Origin of the sequence: Acetobacter sp. AC2005, from assembly GCF_037901235.1 — a bacterium.
GTDB lineage: Bacteria > Pseudomonadota > Alphaproteobacteria > Acetobacterales > Acetobacteraceae > Acetobacter > Acetobacter oryzoeni.
Window position 1 is genome coordinate 2231246 of sequence record NZ_CP149625.1, and the last position, 18158, is coordinate 2249403.

17 protein-coding genes are annotated in these 18158 nt (G+C 55.0%); 9 read left to right on the forward strand and 8 right to left on the reverse strand.

Features of this window, described 5'->3' with window-relative positions:
* Positions 1–119: 119 nt before the first annotated feature.
* From QQM41_RS10715 to gshB, 4 genes are all read left to right on the forward strand, one after another.
* The gene (locus QQM41_RS10715; RefSeq protein WP_050820429.1) at positions 120–635 is read left to right on the forward strand and encodes an Lrp/AsnC family transcriptional regulator; all 516 of its coding nucleotides are present in this window, start codon (positions 120–122) and stop codon (positions 633–635) included.
* Positions 632–1753 (forward strand): glycosyltransferase family 2 protein, encoded by a 1122-nt coding sequence (locus QQM41_RS10720; protein ID WP_050820102.1) that lies wholly within the window; start codon positions 632–634, stop codon positions 1751–1753. The genes QQM41_RS10715 and QQM41_RS10720 overlap by 4 nt, the downstream gene beginning before the upstream one ends.
* Positions 1750–3243, forward strand: coding sequence for a glycosyltransferase family 39 protein (locus QQM41_RS10725; protein WP_339077114.1), 1494 nt, complete (start codon positions 1750–1752; stop codon positions 3241–3243). The genes QQM41_RS10720 and QQM41_RS10725 overlap by 4 nt, the downstream gene beginning before the upstream one ends.
* Positions 3244–3342: 99 nt before the next feature.
* Positions 3343–4338 carry a glutathione synthase gene (gshB, locus tag QQM41_RS10730; protein WP_050820100.1) on the forward strand — a complete coding sequence of 332 codons (996 nt, stop codon included), beginning with the start codon at positions 3343–3345 and terminating at the stop codon, positions 4336–4338.
* Between the two features lie 3 nt (positions 4339–4341).
* Here the strand turns inward: gshB and QQM41_RS10735 are convergent, their stop codons facing one another.
* A complete protein-coding gene (locus QQM41_RS10735) occupies positions 4342–4518 on the reverse strand; it encodes a hypothetical protein (RefSeq protein WP_167506861.1) in 177 nt (58 codons plus the stop codon).
* A 50-nt stretch (positions 4519–4568) separates the two neighbouring features.
* Here QQM41_RS10735 and QQM41_RS10740 point away from each other — a divergent pair, with 50 nt between their 5' ends.
* The 4 genes from QQM41_RS10740 to QQM41_RS10755 all read left to right on the forward strand — a co-directional run bounded on the left by QQM41_RS10740 (position 4569) and on the right by QQM41_RS10755 (position 7884).
* Positions 4569–5366, forward strand: a complete 798-nt coding sequence (locus QQM41_RS10740; RefSeq protein ID WP_080986822.1) for a class I SAM-dependent methyltransferase — start codon at positions 4569–4571, stop codon at positions 5364–5366.
* Positions 5367–5522: 156 nt separating this feature from the next.
* Entirely contained in the window at positions 5523–6779 is a 1257-nt protein-coding gene (locus QQM41_RS10745) for a cbb3-type cytochrome c oxidase subunit I (RefSeq protein WP_050820098.1), read from the forward strand.
* Positions 6776–7744: a heme o synthase gene (locus tag QQM41_RS10750; RefSeq protein ID WP_050820097.1), complete on the forward strand. Its 969-nt coding sequence runs from the start codon at positions 6776–6778 to the stop codon at positions 7742–7744. Before QQM41_RS10745 ends, QQM41_RS10750 begins: the two co-directional genes overlap by 4 nt.
* 5 nt (positions 7745–7749) lie before the next feature.
* On the forward strand, positions 7750–7884 hold the full coding sequence (locus tag QQM41_RS10755) for a hypothetical protein (protein ID WP_259286332.1): 135 nt from the start codon (positions 7750–7752) through the stop codon (positions 7882–7884).
* Between the two features lie 69 nt (positions 7885–7953).
* Here the strand turns inward: QQM41_RS10755 and QQM41_RS10760 are convergent, their stop codons facing one another.
* The 7 genes from QQM41_RS10760 to QQM41_RS10790 all read right to left on the reverse strand — a co-directional run bounded on the left by QQM41_RS10760 (position 7954) and on the right by QQM41_RS10790 (position 16170).
* Positions 7954–8145, reverse strand: coding sequence for a hypothetical protein (locus tag QQM41_RS10760; protein ID WP_050820096.1), 192 nt, complete (start codon positions 8143–8145; stop codon positions 7954–7956).
* 86 nt (positions 8146–8231) lie between these two features.
* On the reverse strand, positions 8232–9203 hold the full coding sequence (locus tag QQM41_RS10765) for a TIM44-like domain-containing protein (protein WP_050820095.1): 972 nt from the start codon (positions 9201–9203) through the stop codon (positions 8232–8234).
* 26 nt (positions 9204–9229) lie between these two features.
* Complete coding sequence (locus QQM41_RS10770; RefSeq protein WP_087651952.1) at positions 9230–10570, reverse strand: TldD/PmbA family protein; 1341 nt, start codon at positions 10568–10570, stop codon at positions 9230–9232.
* Positions 10567–11832, reverse strand: a complete 1266-nt coding sequence (locus QQM41_RS10775) for a pitrilysin family protein (protein ID WP_339077115.1) — start codon at positions 11830–11832, stop codon at positions 10567–10569. The genes QQM41_RS10770 and QQM41_RS10775 overlap by 4 nt, the downstream gene beginning before the upstream one ends.
* A gap of 66 nt (positions 11833–11898) precedes the next feature.
* The gene (gene thrC, locus QQM41_RS10780; RefSeq protein WP_050820092.1) at positions 11899–13299 is read right to left on the reverse strand and encodes a threonine synthase; all 1401 of its coding nucleotides are present in this window, start codon (positions 13297–13299) and stop codon (positions 11899–11901) included.
* A 67-nt stretch (positions 13300–13366) separates the two neighbouring features.
* The gene (locus QQM41_RS10785; RefSeq protein WP_050820428.1) at positions 13367–14518 is read right to left on the reverse strand and encodes an L-dopachrome tautomerase-related protein; all 1152 of its coding nucleotides are present in this window, start codon (positions 14516–14518) and stop codon (positions 13367–13369) included.
* Positions 14519–14664: 146 nt separating this feature from the next.
* Positions 14665–16170 (reverse strand): carboxypeptidase M32, encoded by a 1506-nt coding sequence (locus QQM41_RS10790; RefSeq protein WP_050820091.1) that lies wholly within the window; start codon positions 16168–16170, stop codon positions 14665–14667.
* A gap of 84 nt (positions 16171–16254) precedes the next feature.
* Between QQM41_RS10790 and QQM41_RS10795 the strand changes: the two genes are divergently transcribed.
* Positions 16255–18129 carry a tetratricopeptide repeat protein gene (locus QQM41_RS10795; protein ID WP_050820090.1) on the forward strand — a complete coding sequence of 625 codons (1875 nt, stop codon included), beginning with the start codon at positions 16255–16257 and terminating at the stop codon, positions 18127–18129.
* Positions 18130–18158 lie beyond the last annotated feature (29 nt).

Genomic DNA, 18158 nt, shown 5'->3' on the forward strand with positions numbered 1-18158 from the left:
CATGTAACTGTTGGAAGCATATGGCTGCCACATGGGTTTTGGGCAAGGGCGTGTATCTTTAGGTGTTTGCCGCCGGATGTGCTGCATGGCATATACTCGCGCGAGTTGAATTGGGGTGCATGCCTCTTGTGCAGGATGGATCAGGAAACGTGACAGATCTGGACGCAGTTGATCTTCGCATTGTGGCAGAGCTTCAGAATGATGGCCGCATGACCAATGTGGAGCTGGCCCGCCGTGTCGGTATTTCCGCACCTCCATGCCTGCGTCGTGTCCGGCGTTTGGAAGAAGAACGCATTATCCGTGGCTATCATGCAGAACCCAATGCTGCAGCTTTGGGGTGGCCCATTACCTTTTTTGCGTTGATTGGTCTGGAAAGCCAGAAAGAGGCCATTCTGTGCAGTTTTGAGCAGCAGCTGGCCCAATGGCCAGAAGTGCGCGAATGCCACATGATCCGCGGTGGGGGAGACTTTCTTGTCCGTTTGATTGCGCGTGATGCCGCGCATGAAAACCTGCTGACCAAACAATTGACAGAAGCACAGCACGTAATACGTGTGCAAACCTTGCAAACCATTCGGACAAGTCTGGAGCGTTGGGGTGTGCCAGTACAGGTTGAGGAGGAAGGGCAGGCCCCGTGACAGACCATCAAACGGTTTCAACTGAAGCCGTTGTAAAGGGGCCGGATATTAGCGTGGTTGTGCCATGCTACAACGAATCGGCAAATGTGGTGCCTCTTGTTAAAGCTTTGGAGCGGGCGCTAGCGGGCAGGCGGTGGGAAGTTATTTTTGTAGATGATAACTCGCCCGATCATACCAGCCAGCGTGTGCGCGATCTGGCCCGGAATGATGCACGCGTGCGCGGCATTTGCCGCATAGGGCGCCGGGGGCTTTCATCTGCTGTTATAGAGGGTGCGCTCTCTTCATCCGCGCAGGTTGTGGCGGTGATGGATGGAGATCTCCAGCATGACGAATCACGCCTTGGCGAGCTGATAGATGCTGTTCTGAACAACACATGTGATGTTGTTGTTGGGAGTCGGCATGTTGAGGGTGGCAATAATGCTGGTTTGGCCAATGCGTGGCGGCATGCGTTGTCTGATGGCGGTATCTGGCTTGCACAACGGGTCTTGCCGGTAAAGCTGACAGATCCGATGAGCGGCTTTTTTGCATTAAGGCAAGAAACATTCGCCGCAATTGCCCCGCGTTTGTCTGGCACAGGTTTTAAAATCTTACTCGATTTACTGCTTTCTGCCCCCAAACTCCTGCGTGTGCAGGAGGTGCCTTGCGGGTTTCGCCCACGTGTGGCGGGGGAAAGCAAGCTGGATGCGTTGGTTATGCTCCAGTTTGCCGCACTTCTTTTGGATAAGTTTGCCAAAGGCTGGGTACCTTTGCGGTTTGTCGCCTTTTGTATGGTCGGGCTGGCAGGCGTTGGCACAAATTTGGTGGTTATGCAGTGCGCCCGCTTGGTAGGGGCACATTTTTCCGTGGCGCAGGCCATTGGCACTGTTGCCGCCATGATTCTGAATTTCTTTCTGGATAACAATTTTACGTATCGTGACAGGCGCTTGCGTGGCTGGGCGTGTATGCGTGGGCTTGTTCTCTTTATGTTGGTGTGTTCGGTTGGCGCGTTGGCGGATGTGGGCATTGCCCGCATGATTTACGGTCAGAATCATATGCTTAATGAGGCCAGTCTGGCGGGTGCCATTCTTGCTGTGGTGTGGAATTACGCCATGTCTTCAACCGTTGTCTGGCGCTCGTGATCGTAAAAACAGCAAGCCACACGCGTGGTGCATGGATGTGCCTGATAGCGCTGGGGCTGCTTACATTGCTCCGGCTGATTCTGGCCGCATGGATCCCACTTTCTCCCGATGAAGCTTATTACCGTCTCTGGGCTTTGGCTCCGGCTGCGGGGTATCTTGATCATCCGCCCATGGTGGCGCTGTGGATGCGCATTGGCATGTTTTTTGCGGGTGATACCGCAGAAGGCCTGCGTTTTATGGGGCCTGTTTCTGCCGCGATTGGCACGATTCTGTTGGTGCAGGCTGCACAGCAATGGCTTCAATCTCAGAAAGTATTGGCGGAAAGTTCCAGCAGGTTCGTAACGGCTGTTAAGCCCGGTATTGTGCTGAACAGCACATTGGCCGTGGGGCTGGGCACGCTCATCATGACGCCAGATACACCGCTGGTGTTTTTTATGGCCTTGCTGCTGTGGAGCGTGAGCAACCTGCTTTCTGGTAAGCATCCCGCATTCTGGTTGCTGGTGGGGCTTTCTGCCGGACTGGGGTTTGATAGCAAATATACGGCGCTTTTACCTGTAGCCGGTTTGGGCATGTGGTTGCTGGCAACGCATGCGGGAAGGCAATGGCTGCGCACGCCATGGCCTTGGCTGGGTGCTATGGTGGCGGTGATATGTATGGCCCCTGTGGTAGAGTGGAATGCCACACATCACTGGGTCAGCTTTCTCAAGCAGGGCGGCCGGGCAGGGGATTGGCAGCCCGCCCGTATATTCACCTTTATGGGGGAATTGCTGGGCGGCCAGGTTGGTTTGGCATCTCCGCTTATCTTTGTACTGTTCGTGGTGGCCGTAAAATATTTGCTTAGGCTGCGGGATCAGTTCGCCCAGCTCTTGCTGTGTATGATCTTGCTGCCCGTGGTTGTTTTTGTGCAGCACGCCATAGGCGCGCGCGTGCAGGCAAACTGGCCTGTTGTGCTGTATCCCGCTCTTGCCTTGTCTGTAGTGTGCGTACCGTATCGGTGGTGGAAGGCCGCCTGCGCGCTTGGCGTTGCCATGTTTGTTGTGGTGGTCGGGCAGGCTTTGTGGGCCCCCGCACATCTTTCGCCTCATTTTGACATGACGTTACGGCAAATGGGCGGCTGGCCTGAATTTGTGCAGACCGTAGAAAACCAGATTTCACCTGATGCTCTGCTGATCGCAGATGAATATGGGCTTGCGGGTGAATTGTCTTTTTATGCGCAGAATCGCGAAGTGCTAGTGGTTGAACCGAGATGGCGGTTTTTTGCGTTTCCGCATTCTACATGCGGGGTGGAGGGCTATTTGCTGCGTAGCCGCAGGCGGCATGATCAGCCTGATGCCGCGCTTTTTGATGTTCTCGCGCAATATCCAGATATTTCACGCAGCCGCCGTGGTGCTGTGGCCGATAGTTATGCAGTTTATCGCGTAAGATTGCGCTGCTTGGGGAGCGATGCGGTGCGGGAAGATACGGCAATATTGCCTGCCAATAGGCGTTAGGTGCGTGGCTTCCTGCTTGGTGTTGTTTGCAGCAGGCAGGCAAGGCAGGATACGCTGGCTACAGTTTAGATAGCCAAGAATAACAGGAAACATACCTCAATGGCATCATCCTTACAGGTTGCGGTTCAGATGGACCCTCTGGAGCACGTTAATATCCATGGGGATTCAACCTTTGCGCTTATGCTGGAAGCTCAGAAACGTGGGCATACCTTGTATGTCTATGAGGTGAATTCGCTGGCATTGGGCGAAGGGGCGGTGGAACCGGAGCAGTCTTCCAAAACCCGGGTAACAGCTTTGATGCGCCCTGTAACAGTCCGGCGGGAAGAAGGAAACCACGCCACGTTTGGTGTGCCAACACGCCAGTCATTGGGGGATATGGATGTGGTGCTGATGCGTCAGGACCCGCCTTTTGACATGGCATATATTACAGCCACACACATGCTGGACCACGTGCATGGTGTTGGTCCGGGCAAAGCGTTGGTAGTGAATGACCCGCGTTGGGTGCGTGATAGCCCGGAAAAACTGTTGGTCACTCATTTTCCAGATTTAATGCCCCCCACCTTGGTGACGTGGGATGTCGAACAGATTCGGGCCTTCCGGGCCAAGTGGCACGATATTATCGTGAAGCCACTTTTCGGGAATGGCGGGAGCGGGGTTTTCCGTATCCGTGCAGATGACCAGAATCTGAATGCTTTGCTTGAAATGCATTTTGCGCGCTCGCGCGAGCCATTGATGATTCAGCGCTACGAACCTGCCGTAACGGCCGGAGATAAACGTATTATTCTGGTGGATGGAGAACCCATAGGCGCCATCAACCGCGTGCCATCGGGGGAAGATCACCGGTCAAACATGCATGTGGGCGGCGTGGCCAAACAGATTGGGCTGAGTGATCGTGACCGCGAAATTTGCACGGCTATTGGCCCATTTCTAAAAGAACACGGCCTGATTTTTGTGGGTATAGATGTGATTGGCCAGTATTTGACAGAAATTAACGTAACATCTCCCACTGGCCTTCAGGAGCTGGAACGCTTTGATGGTATCAATGGCGCTGGCGCAATCTGGAACTGCATAGAGCGCAAGCTGAATGCCGCGTGATTTCTAGCCCTTGTTTTGCTTATGGGTGTCATCCTTTTTGTCGGCTGCTTCCAGATCAGCCAGTGGCGTGTCCTTCCCAAACTTGTTGTCCAGCCACTGATATATTGGGTCTCGGAAGTAGTAGATGAAGATGCTTGCCCATATGGCAATAGCGATGATGGCGAGAAGAATTTGAAACATAGCTCTATATTAACACTATCTATTGCACAGTTGCAGCGTAAAAGGAGTATATGCCCTTACACAAGGGCGCTTTTGTGACGCGTGCCTTGTGCAGAAGAGGAAGACCTTTTGTGGCTCTTGAAGAAATGTCCACCAGCAGGCAGAGAGAGGACATGAGTGACGTTCTCCAAAATTATCCTTCCGGCGGGGGGGATAATCCCGCGCCTCCTCCTTCCCGCTCGGCACTGGATGCGGAGGCTGTCAAAACAGCCTATCGCCGGTGGGCAAATGTATATGATGTTGTTTTTGGCGGCATCTCCCGGTTTGGGCGTTTGCGTGCTGTAGAAGCCGTAAACGGTCTTCCCGGCACGGATGTGCTGGAAGTGGGGGTGGGCACCGGCTTGGCACTGCCCCATTACCGGCCAGAAAAGCAGATTACCGGCATTGATCTTTCAGCCGATATGCTGGCCAAGGCGCGTGAGCGTGTGCAGCGCGGTAAGTTGACAAACGTTAACGGCCTGCTTGAAATGGATGCCGAAGATACGAAGTTTGAAGATGCTTCCTTCGATATCGCCGTGGCCATGTTTGTGGCTTCTGTGGTGCCGCATCCACGGCAGTTGTTGCGTGAACTTAAACGCGTTGTGCGCCCCGGCGGTTATATTCTGTTTGTAAACCACTTTTTGGCACCAGGTGGTGTGCGCGGCGCTGTAGAACATGCGCTAGGCCGGGCATCTCATTCTCTAGGGTGGCATCCTGATTTTGCAATGCAATCATTGCTGCCAGATGAGGATATACGCCGCGCCTATATTCAGCCTGTTCCGCCATTAGGGCTGTTTACTTTGGTCACGCTGGAAAATCTGCCTGCATAACCTGTGCGCTCCTGCCAAGGCAGGGGCGTTTCTTCTGCGTGGCAGAAAATGGCATTTGCGCGTATGTAACATGAATATGATGGAACAGTTTTATGCCGTGCCACGCGCCAAGGGCGTAGGGTTGCATGATGCCAGTAAGAAATTGGAAATTGGAGCATGATGGTCGCCCATAACCAGAGCCAACAGAATGAGACATCTGGAAATGGCATGCGTGTTACCAGAAAAGGGAATGGTACAGGTGCCGCTTACGTGGTGCTGGCCGCTCTGGCAGCATTAGCTGGCGGAGGTGCTTCTACACTTTCTGAAATGGGCATTATGCCTGCTACGGCCGGATGGCATGCGGTTGTGCAGGCTCATCCTGTTCTTATGCTTTTATATGTTGTTGTTCCGGCGTTATTGGGTGGTTTTGGCTCCTTGTGGCTTCCGCGTGCAGTGCAGCGGTCCGGCGTGTTGCTCCCTCGGATGAACGATGCCGGCTTTCTGTGTGTGTTTGCTGGGGCTGCACTAACGGTTACAGGGGCCGAGCTTAAAACAGCCACCTTGCTGTGGTGTGTTGGCACATTGATGACAAGCATGGCCCTGCTGGTAACCGTGTTTGATAGCCGTGCCGATATGGAAGAGCGTAAGCCGTTTTCTCCTTTTGTATGGGGGGAAATGCTGGCAGCCGCTGTTATGCTGCTTACCGTGCCGGTTATGGCCGGGCAGATTGTAAAACACTGGCATGATGCCGCAGCAGTAAATGTAGAAAGCTTTGCTGGCCCCGTAGGGCTAGTGGTGCTGCTTGCCGGTTTTGGTGTGGTGTTTGAAATGAGCGCCCGCGTTGGCAAGTTCTCTGAAAAACCCGTTGCATTCATTATGGCTGCTGCCGCGGCTTCTGGCGTTGTGGCGTGGACCAAAAGCGTTTTTATGCAGGGCACTGAAAGTGCAGGCGCTATGCAGGTTGGCAGCGCCATGCTGGCTCTGTGCTCCTTTGCGGCCACCTGTCTGGCAGTGCTGTGGTTGGCTGGTGCATGGAATGCCCGTGCCTCGCTGCGTGTGCCGTTGCTCTGGGGCTTGGGTTTTATGAGCGTGGTTTCCGGTGGCTGGCTTGTGCAACTCGTGCAGGGGAGCGGCCTGCATTCTGCACTTCAGCTTGGCGCGCTGTATGTTGTGTGCGGTGGTTTCTATCTGTGGCGCGGTGAGGAATGTGGATATTGGTATCCGCAACTTATGGCGTATCTGCATTTTGCCTGCACTGCTGTTGCTACGGCATTGGTGTTTGTACCGGGCGCACAAATGCTCAGTGGTGCATTTTTTGGCTTGGCAGCTCTGTGCTTTGTTGGTGCTGCAGTGATGAGCTTTAAGCGTAACCAGCAGACAACTGCACATTGGGCCGCAATTTCTGTTCAGGATTCCAAGGGATACCGGGCATGAGTGATAGCGTGGCAACAGCTTCCCTAGAGGCGGCAGCAGAACGGCGCCCACGGTTTAAGGCCGATCAGGTTGGCACCCGTGCGCGGGATTGGATTCAGCTGTTAAAGCCACGCGTAATCTCGCTGGTTGTTTTTACAGGTGCAGCAGGCATGATTGTCGCACCGGGCCACATGAATTTCTTTGTGGCATTGGTGATCATCTTTTGCATCTGCATGGCCTCGGGTGCAGCTGGTGCTATCAATATGTGGTATGACCGCGATATTGATGCCGTCATGCAGCGTACCATTACCCGCCCTATTCCGGGTGGGCGTATTCCAGAAAATGAAGCATTGGCTTACGGGGTAGGGCTTTCCTGCCTTTCTGTATGTTTAATGTGGATGGCAACCAACACACTGGCTGCTGGCATTCTGGCATTTTCCATTTTCTTTTACGCCGTTATCTACACAATGTGGCTTAAGCGCTCCACGCCGCAGAATATTGTGATTGGTGGTGCAGCAGGGGCTTTCCCACCCATGATCGGCTGGGCAGCGGTAACGGGCCATATGGCCGTTCTGCCAGTAGTGATGTTTGGGATTGTCTTTTTCTGGACGCCACCGCACTTTTGGTCGCTTTCTTTGTATGCCTGTAAGGATTACGGGCGTGCGGGTATTCCCATGCTGCCGGTTGTGCGTGGCGCGCGGCACACACGTTGGCAGATCTTTATTTACACGCTGGTGCTGCTGGCTGTTTCTCTGGTGCCATCTTTCATGCACCTGTGCGGTTGGCTTTATACGACCACAGCTTTGGTGCTTGGCTTGGGGTTTGTAGCATGTGCTGTGCGTGTTTTGCTAGAACCGCAGGATGCGCAGGGCGTAAGCCTGAAAGGGGATAAAGCGGCCCGTATTTCCTTCCGTTTTTCTCTGGCTTATCTGTTCTTCCTTTTCTGTGGTCTGCTGGCAGACCACTTCCTTCAGGCATGGGTGTAAGTGGCATGAATGCACAGCAGGATGGTCTGCTTGAGCAGACAGAAAAGCACAAACGGCAAAAAGAACGTGTGCGCACCATGCTGGGGTTTATGATGGTGCTGGCAACCATCATGTTCGGGCTAACTTTGGTTCACCCGTAGGCTTTAGCTGTTAGAGCCAGATAATACTTGCTCACCACAGCCTATGTAGCTGCGTGGTGAGGTAAACGCTTAGCCTTGCTTCTGTGCAGGGCTTTGTGCGTTTAGAAGCGTCTCTTTGCTGATATCTATGCCTTGTGTGCGCAAACGGGTGAGATCAGATTCCAGCTCTGCCAGTTTACGTTTCTGCCAGAATAGAAAAAACACCCCAAAGCAGATTGCTAACGTAACACTGCATGCAGTTACAATTTCAAGCAGCAGCATAACAGCCTATCTCCCGTTAATGTCAGTCAGGCAATAAAAAGCCCCGCCCTTTGAGGTTAAAGGGCGGGGCTATAAAATGCCAGTGCTTACTGACGGGTTTGCTGTATGGCCGAAAGAAGCCAGCGCCCCCCGCGAGAGGGCCGGGTAAAGGTCCACAACTCGGTAATGTTCACCGGTTCGGTAGAACTCCCCTGAATAACCTGCCCCATGGCATTGGTGGTGAGGTCAATCAGGCTGTACCGCATGGCAACGGTGGCAAAGTCCATGCCGTTTTCACGCCATGCCTCGGCCAGATCGCCCTGAATGAAATGCACATCCGAAACAACGTTGCGTGCCCCTTGGCTGGCAAGGGCAGAAAGCTGCTCGTTAAAGTAGGACACCATTTCAGGCGTGGCCATTTGCTGCATGGCCGCAATATTCTGCTGGTTCCACGCTGTCTGAATATCCATCAGCGTTTGCTGGAATGCCTGATAATCTGCAGTGTTAATCTGCAAGGAGGCATTTCCACCGGCAGAAGGCATAGCCCCCGGTGTTACTCCCGGTGAATCGGCCACACCGCCAGCACCCATGGAAAAACCGCTGCCACTAGAGCTTTTATTGCCAGTAAAGCGACGCACCAGCCACATGATGATCATGACAACAAAGGCCACTTGGATCATCAACCCGATCAGGCTGAAAAAGCTATGCATGCCACCAAAAAGGCCGTGCCCGCTCAGCAGACCGAACAAGCCAGCCCCCAAAAACCCACCAGCAAACCCGGTCAGGAATGGATGCCGAACGCCGGATTGTGCAAAGGGGGCTGCCGGGCGTGCAAACGGTGCTGTTTGCGGCCCATAGTTAGGGGAAGGCGCCGTGCGCGGCGTAATGGAGCGCTCCATCGGGGCCGCACTGTAAGGTGCCGTACGTGTGGGCGGAGGCGCGCTCCATGTTCTGCTGCCACGGCTGCCCATAGAGCCACCTTGGCCGGGTCGGGCATCAGCATGCAGGGCCAAAGGCCCCGCAATAAGGCCGATGCTCAGGAAGGCGGTGAGAACAGGTGCAAGAATGCGGGGTTTCACAGAAAGAATAGTCTCCGGCTAAGAGGTTATGCCCCGGCAATGCTAAGGGCATCTGTACGTAATGTGGGGGCGTCCGTGCCAAAACGGAAGTCCAGATCATTAGCTAACGTAATGGACGCAAAAATATCCAGAAGGTTGCCCGCCAAGGTGAACTCGGCAGCGGATTCCACAATCTTGCCATCGCGAATCATAAACCCGGAAGCACCACGGCTGTAATCACCGGTCAGGCCATTGATGGAGGATCCCATCATCTCGGTAATGTAGAGGCCTTCCTTGATATCTGCCATCAGCTCTGTGGGAGAGAGTGTGCCGGGCTCAAAAAACAGATTGGTGGCAGAAGGGCCGGGCGGCCCAGATGTTCCGCGTGCAGCGTGAGCATTGCTTTGCAGCCCAAGCTGGCGAGCACTTCGGCTATCCAGAATCCAGCTCTGCAAAGCGCCATTTTCCACCAGATGCAACGGCGCAACCTGCATGCCTTCACCATCAAACGGGCGGGAGCGCAGGCCTTTTTTACGGGTGGGATCATCCGTAATGGTAATATCTTTGGCAAAGATGGACTGACCGAGTTTATCCTTCAGAAAGGATGTGCCACGTGCAATGGCTGTGCCCGTAATGGCCCCGGCAAAGTGGCCCAGAAAGCTACCAGCTACCCGAGGGTGAAACACCACAGGGTAACGGCCAGTGCGGGGTTTAATGGGGTTAAGGCGTGCAATGGCTTTTTCCCCAGCACTTTTGCCAAGCTCTGCCGCATCTTTCAGATCACGCAGCCAGACTGTGCCGTGGTAATCGTAATCACGCTGCATGCCATCGCCAGAACCTGCCAGCACGCAAACAGAGTTGGAATGGTGTGTGCGGGTATAACTTCCGGCAAAACCAGCGGATGTCACCAAAAACACTTCTGTGCGCCCGCAAGAGGCACTGCTGCCAGCGCTGTTGGTAACGCCTTTTATGGCCAGCGCGGCTTCTTCTCCAGCGCGTGCGCGAGCCAGAAGTTCTTCGGTTGTAGGCTCTGCCGAATCTGCCAGTTCCAGATCATTCTGGGTAAAGCCGCCTTGCTGGGCCAGTGGGTTTAGCCCGGCATATTGATCTTCTGGCAGCACACGGGCCATGGCCATGGCCTGTTCTATCAGCGCATCAAAGCGCGAAGGCTCCGGCGAGGTGGTAGAAAGAATGGCACTTTTTTTGCCAGCAAAAACACGAAGCCCCAGATCCGTGGTTTCAGATCGTTCCAGTTCTTCTGTCACACCATTGCGGACACCGGCGCCAGCCGCCACGCTGCGGACAAACACAGCATCTGCTGCATCTGCCCCAGCCTTGCATGCACGGGCAACCAGATCAGAAATACGGTCTAGGGTTTGTTCTGTCATGCTGCCAGTTTCTCCGTAATGATCTGCAAGGAAGGAATGTGCTCAATCGGGCCGAGGGCTGCAAGCGTGGGTGCGCCTGTAAAGATGCGCGATGCCGCACGGCAAATGTCCCCAGCTTTTACGGCTTCAATTTTGCTGACGGTTTCGGCTGTGGGAATAATCCGGCCGAAAATCTGCAACTGTCGGGCAATCTGTTCGCACCGGCTGCCAGTGCTTTCCAGGGACATCAGAAGCGAGGCTTTAAGCTGTGCCCGTGCGCGCACCAGCTCTTCTTCCGTCATATAGCGCTGAATCTTGTTCAGCTCTTCCAGCGTTACGGGCACCAGTTCCGCACATTCCTTGGCGCCTGTGCCAGCGTAAATGCCAAAGATGCCGCCATCGGTAAACGGTGCGTTGAAGGAATAGACAGAATAGACAAGCCCGCGCTTTTCCCGAATTTCCTGAAACAGGCGGGAAGACATGCCACCACCCAACACGGTGGAAAGCAGAAGAGCGGGGAAGTAGTCCGGGTCTCCATACCCAAAGGAGGGGAAGCCCAGCACCACATGCGCCTGATCCAGTTCCTTCATTTGCCGGAATTCACCGCCACCATAACGGGCAGAGAGAGTGGCCGGCGCAGAAGATGAAGACAGATTGGCAAAATGCTGCTGCACGCGCTGCACCACGTCTTCATGGTGCAAGTTGCCTGCGGCAGCCACAATCATGTTGTCTGTGGTGTAATGCGCTTTCATGTAACGCATCAGGGTTTCACGGCTCATTTCCCGGATCAGGTTTTCCGTGCCCAATGTGGGGCGGCCCATGGGTTGGTTAGGAAAAGCTGTTTCCTGAAAATGATCAAAAACCACATCGTCAGGCGTATCATTCGCCTGTCCGATTTCTTGCAGAATAACCCCGCGTTCGCGCTCCATTTCGGCCGGATCAAACGTAGAGTTGGTGAGGATATCACCGATGATATCAACGCCCAGCCCTAAGTTTTCCTTCAGAAGCTTGACGTAATAAACAGTCTGCTCCCGCGCGGTGTAGGCATTGATATGCCCGCCAACATTTTCGATTTCCTCGGCAATGCGCAGGGCGGAGCGGCTGGTTGTGCCTTTAAAGGCCATGTGTTCCAGAAAGTGAGAAACACCGTTTTCTTCTGCCGTTTCGTGGCGTGTGCCTGTGGCCACATAGGCCCCGAAAGAAACAGTTTCCACCCGTTCCATGCGTTCTGTCACAACAGTCAGGCCGGAGGGCAGGCGGGTAATGTTGATGGGGTCTGTCATTCTTGTCCTGAAAAAGAAAGGCCGCCGGGCAAGGCGGCCTGACACGGGAAAGTAAGATGTGGGGTGTTAGGGAGCGTTTGCCAGTACCGCAGCGCGCACGGCATCTTTAATTGCGCCTTCGGTTGCCGGAACGGTGCGATAACGTTCTTCCCGCTCAAACAGATCTTCCAGATGCACAGGCAATGCTGGATGAATACCCGTAGCCGCCACCATGGCATCCGGGAACTTGGCCGGATGTGCTGTGGCTTCTGCAATCATGGGCACGCCCGGCTGCCGGAACTTGCGGCCCGCAGCAATGCCAATGGCGCTGTGGGGGTCTGCCAGATAATTGGATTTCTGGTGCAGGTTACGAATTTCTGCTTCCGTCTGTTCATCATCCAGCGCAAGGCCGGAGAAGACGGTGCGGGCATTTTCCCATACTCCTTCAGGTACATCCATATGCCCGGTGGCGCGGAAGCCCGTCATGATACGCGCGCAGGCAGCGGAATCACGCCCCAGAAGTTCAAACAGCAGGCGTTCAAAGTTGGAAGAAACCTGAATGTCCATGGAAGGTGAAAGGCTGGGCACCACACCTTTGATTGTCATGTCATTGGCATTCAGGAACCGGGTGAGAATATCGTTCCGGTTGGAGCCAACGCACAGATGTTTGATAGGCAGCCCCATTTTGCGTGCAGCCCAAGCAGCAAGAATGTTGCCAAAGTTACCCGTTGGCACAGCAAAGGAAACTTCACGCTCTGGGGCGCCAAAGTTCAGGGCCGCATAAACATAGTAAGGAATCTGAGCCGCAATACGCGCCCAGTTGATGGAATTGACGGCAGAAAGATGCATTTCCCGGCGGAAAGGCAGATCAGCAAACAGAGCCTTTACCAGATCCTGACAATCATCAAACGTGCCTTCAACGGCCAGATTGGTCACGTTGGAATCCAGCACGGTTGTCATCTGGCGGCGCTGCACTTCGGATGTGCGGCCTTTGGGGTGCAGGATGATAACAGACAGACGGTCCCGCCCACGGCAGGCTTCAATGGCGGCAGAACCTGTATCGCCAGAGGTCGCACCAACAATGGTCACGTGGTCATTCCGCTGGGTCAACACATGTTCAAAAAGCTGGCCCAGCACCTGCATGGCCATGTCCTTGAACGCCAGCGTGGGGCCGTGGAACAGTTCTTGCACAAACAGGCCATCTTCCACCTGTGTCAGTGGCACAATGGCTGGGTGGTCAAAGTTGGCATAAGCCTTGGCGCACAGGCTGCGCAGTGTTTCCAGATCAATATCCGGTGCTGCAAACGGGGCCAGAACACGGGCCGCCAGTTCTGGATAGGGCAGGCCACGCAGGCTTTCCCAGTCAGATAGCGAGAATTCGGGCCATGTTTCGGGCAGATACAGGCCGCCATCCTCGGCAAGACCGGTAAGCAGAACATCGGCAAAGGAAAGGACGGGAGCATTCCCGCGAGTGGAAATATAGCGCATGGAGAAACTTATATCCTGAATGGCGAACGCCGCGAAGTGTCCTTTTTAGGGGGAAAGCCTATAGCCTTTATTGGGGTGGAGGCGTTGTGGGCAACGTAAGCTGATACACCGTGATAGGCCATGAAATAGAAGGCGTTGCCGCCCCAAAGCCCACGCTGTGATCAAGCTGACTGGCCGCTACATACAAATGCCCATGTCCATCCAAACCGGGTGTGGTGGGCCATTTCAGGCGTTCATCCGTAACCAGCCGACGCGGAATGCGCCCAACGGTGTAGCTGAGGATACTGCCTGTGGTGATGTCAGACCAATAAAGCGTGCCATCATTATCAATGGTCAAACCGCCCAATGCGGGGGTTTTATACCACTGTGTCACACCTTCTTCAAACGCTGCGGGCGTTACGTCCGGGTCCGTGAACAAGGAGGTGGACACACGATACAGAAAACCTGCGGGCGGCTGCATAACAATCCATGTGCCATCCGGGCTTACCGCAATCATGCTGGTATCTACGGCAATGGCTTGGCCATTTGCATTCAGCAGCGGGCCTGTAGGGGTCTGGATCGGTTTGGTGGCGGTAAGGGCTGGGTGGTGGTCCAGAAAACGCCGCCCTGATACAGATGGAATATCGATAAGTAATAGCCCTGCCACGCCAGAATCTGGCACATAAGCTGTAGAGCCATGCACGGCAATGCCAGAAAGAATACTGCCCTGATGCAGCAGATTGGCTTCTATTGGCACAGTATGGGTTACTGTGTTGGTGGTTGGGTCAATCTGGATCAGGCGTGGGGCTGCAACAGGTGGTTTTTCACGGTTTGGCACGCCGCTATCCAGCACCCAGATGCTGCCATCTGCTGTGCGCGTCATGCCTGCAAGGGCTACAAAATGGGTATCGTTTGTGGCCTCGCGGTTGTTCCAGTCTGCATTTGGGTATGGAGCAAGGCTGCCATCGGTCTGCCGAACCCATAGCTGCGGGCCTGTATTGCCAACCCATGCCGGGGCTTCCAGCAGCATTCGGCCATCGGGCAGAGGCAAGACAGCATCCCATATCTGCTGGTTGGACTGCATGAAAGGCACCAGTGCAGAAGCAGGAAGTTCCGGCACTTTGGGCATATGCACAGCCCATGCAGGGTGGCCCATAAATGGAGAAAACAGTGCAGCCGCCAGCATGGCACGGCAAACCGTGCGGCGCGGCAGAACAGAACGCAGGAAAGAATGCTTCATCAGGGGCGTCCGGTCAGAAATCTTGCAAACAGGTGAAAAATGAATGCAGCAGTTTCGGGCCTGCACGGTGTTTGTGCAAACGCGTTCTGTGCGGGGCGGCTGCCCCTCTGCCACATTCAGGTGTGAGGCAAGAGGGGCTTTTGCGATTATGCGTCTTCCGCACGTTCCACATAACGGCGGTGGATATGGGCCATATAGGCCGAGGCATCCAGCTTGCGTCCTGTAGCGTCCTGCACAATCTGCGGCATGGAGGCACTGCGTGCACGGCCATGCACGTTTTCACGCAGCCAGCCCAATAGCGGCGTAAAATCACCTTTTGCAATGGCAGGCATAATGTGTGGCACCTGCTTGCAGGCGGCTTCTCGCAGTTGTGCGGCTGTTAAGGCACCTAGGGTGTAGCAGGGGAAATAACCGAATAGCCCCTCCGGCCAATGAATATCCTGCAAGCAGCCCCGGCCATCATCTGGCACATGCAGGCCCAGAAGCGCGTGAATGCGCTCATTAAATGCGGCGGGCAGATCAGTTAGAGGTAAATCCCCGGAAATCAGCGCTTTTTCCAGCTCATAACGCACCAGAATGTGGGCGGGGTATGTTACTTCATCCGCATCTACTCGGATAAAACCGGGCTGTACGTGGGTGAGCAGCCGATGAATATTGTGTGCATCCCAGCCAGTCGTGCCTGCGGGCACATCAAAAGCTGCCTGAAGTTTGGGGGCCAGCCAACCTGCAAAAGCATTGGAGCGGCACACCTGCATTTCCATTAGCAGGGATTGGCTTTCATGCAGCGTCATGCCGCCAGCCTGCCCAACAGGTTGAGAGAGCCACGTTTCTGGTAGGCCCATATCATACAAGGCGTGGCCTGTTTCATGCAGCACGCCCATCATGGCGGGAATGAAATCATTTTCATCATAACGGGTGGTCAGCCGTACATCATGCGTTGCTCCACCGCAGAACGGGTGCGTACTCACATCCAACCGCCCGCGAGTGACGTCAAACCCAAGCTGCTGCATAAGCTGGCGACCCAGCGCTTCCTGCCGCGGCACGGAAAATGGTCCGGGCAGAGGGGTGGCGGCAGGCAGGCTGTTCTGTTTTTCCAGCACGGTGCCAATCAGTTCAGGCAGGCCGGCGGCAAGCTGTGTAAAAACCGGGTCTATGTCTGTTTGGCGGGTGCCGGGGTCAAACGTGTCCAGCAGCGCATCGTAGGGGGAAAGGCCCAGTTTTTCCCCTGTGGCAACCGCAATTTCACGCGTAAGGCGCAGCACTTCGGAGAGTGTGGGCAGAATGGCTGCAAAATCACCATTCTCGCGTGCGGTGCGCCATACCATTTCGCATCGGGCCGTGGCCTGCGTGCTGGCTTCTACCAGTTCTCCGGGTAGCGCCGTAGCGTGGGCATGTAGGCGGCGCATTTCTTCCAGATTGGCGCGGCGCCAGACATCATCGCCCGGTTCTGCCTGTTCCAGCAGTTCTGCAATAACTGGGGCTGTTAGAATTTCGTGGCGCATGCCTTCCAGCATGGCTAGATTTTCTGCCCGACGTTCTGCTGCGCCGGAGGGCATGATCACCTCCTTATCCCAGCAGAGTATGCCAATGGCATCATTGAGGGAGGAAAGGCGGGCAAAGTGGCGTTCAAGGGAAAGATAGGCTTTATTCATGATGCATATGGTAAAGCATACACGCCGCGCACGGAATGCACTTTGTGAGGCATATCAGATGACAAAAAGGAGCCAGTTATACCCATGCAGATGGATACGCAGGTAGAATCTGCACTGGTATTGTTGGCGCAGGGCAATGCGGAGCAGGCATTACGTCTTCTGCAAAACTGTTTGCGGCAGAACCCGCACCACGCTGGCGCACTGCATGGCATGGCCTGTGTAGCGCGTGCGGGCGGGGATAACCGTGCCGCGGTGGCTTTTGCGGCTAAGGCTGTGCAGTTACAGGCAGAACCGCATTTTCATATTACACTGGGTTTGGCCTTGCTGGCAGAAGGGCAGGCGGAGGCGGCACGGGCAGCCATTCATGTAGCTGTGCTTGCATCTCCCAAAGATCCGCGTGCGCATGATGCCATGGCCTCTGTTCTGGAAGCACAGCAGCGCATTGCAGAGGCTGAACGTGCTTTGCGCACAGCTATAAAGTTACGGCCATTGGAGCAGGAGCGGCATCTGGCTCTGGCTGCTTTTTTGTCACGCCATGGGCAGTTGGAAAAAGCAATAGAGGTTTCCAGCAAGGCCGTGCGGTTGGATACACAAAACCTGTTTGCACAAAATCTGCATGGCATGATCCTGCATGGCGCTGGCAAAGCGGCAGAGGCCGAACCTTATTTTGGAACTGTAGCCGCTGAACTTCCAACATCCGCACCTGCTCTGGCCAATCATGGGGCGGCGTTGTTTGCAGCACGCAGTTATGAGAAGGCCCGGGATGTTTTAGTGAAATCTGCGCAACTGGCCCCCAAAGCAGCAGAAACACGCAGTAATCTGGGGCTGGTGCAGATGGCGCTGGGCCGCTTGCAAGAAGCCGCGCAGGAACTGCAAGCCGCATGCACATTGCAGCAGAATGATACGCGCCTGATGCTCAATTACGCCACGGTTCTTGCTGATCTGGGTGAAAACAAGCAGGCGGAGGCCTTGTTTTGCAAGGTGGAAAAACAGGCGGGTAACAGCACGGATGCCGCCCGAGCACGTATGAACCGCGGCGTGCTGTATCTGGCCCAAGGCCGCTTTGCTGAAGGTTGGAAGCTGTTTGAAGCACGCCAGAACCTTATTGCCCCTCCGGCTTGTGCAGCCGGGTTGCCTCGGTGGGATGGCACTCCGCAGGAAAAGCCTGTGCTGCTTTATGCAGAGCAGGGGGTGGGCGATGTGTTACAGTTTCTGCGCTACGTTGCTCCGGCGGCTCAGCGTGTTCCGGTTTTGCTGTATGTGCCGCAAAGCATACGTTGCTTTGTGCAGCAGATGGATTTAGCTCGCCAGCCGCATGTCACGGTTTGCACAAGCCAGCATGCGCCAAAAGCCGTAGCAGCTTGCGGCCTGATGAGCCTGCCTGATGTGCTTGGTATGGAAGTGCCGTTTGCATGGCGGCCCGATATTGCAGGCATTCATAAACTAGCCCCCAGCAAGAAAGCTGCTTTGCGTATCGGGCTGTGTTGGGCGGGTAATTCAACGTATCAGTTTGACCGCAGGCGCTCGATGAACCTGCAGGTCCTCGCAGCGTTGGGGCAGTTGGATCATGTTGAATTTCAGTCGCTTCAAAAAAATGAGGAAGGGCAGCCGCCTCCATTCCCAATGGCGCAATTACCGCAAGGTGATGTGCTGGAAACAGCCCGTGTTATGGCGGGGCTGGATGCGGTGATAACTGTAGACACCATGATAGCGCATCTGGGTGGCCTGCTAGGTTTGCCCGTGTTGCTGCTTGACCGTTTTGGTGGCGACTGGCGCTGGGCTGCGGGTTCTACCATTACTCAGTCAGATGGAGAGGTGCGCAGCCTGTGGTATCCTTCCGTTAGGGTTATTCGTCAGCCACAGGCGGGCGAGGGTGATGCCCCGTGGCAGCCCTGCATCGCAACCGTTGTGCAGATTTTGCAGAAGATGACTGAAAAACGCACGGATATGGTGCCCTAAAGGCTGTTGCCGCTGTGTGAGAGCACTTT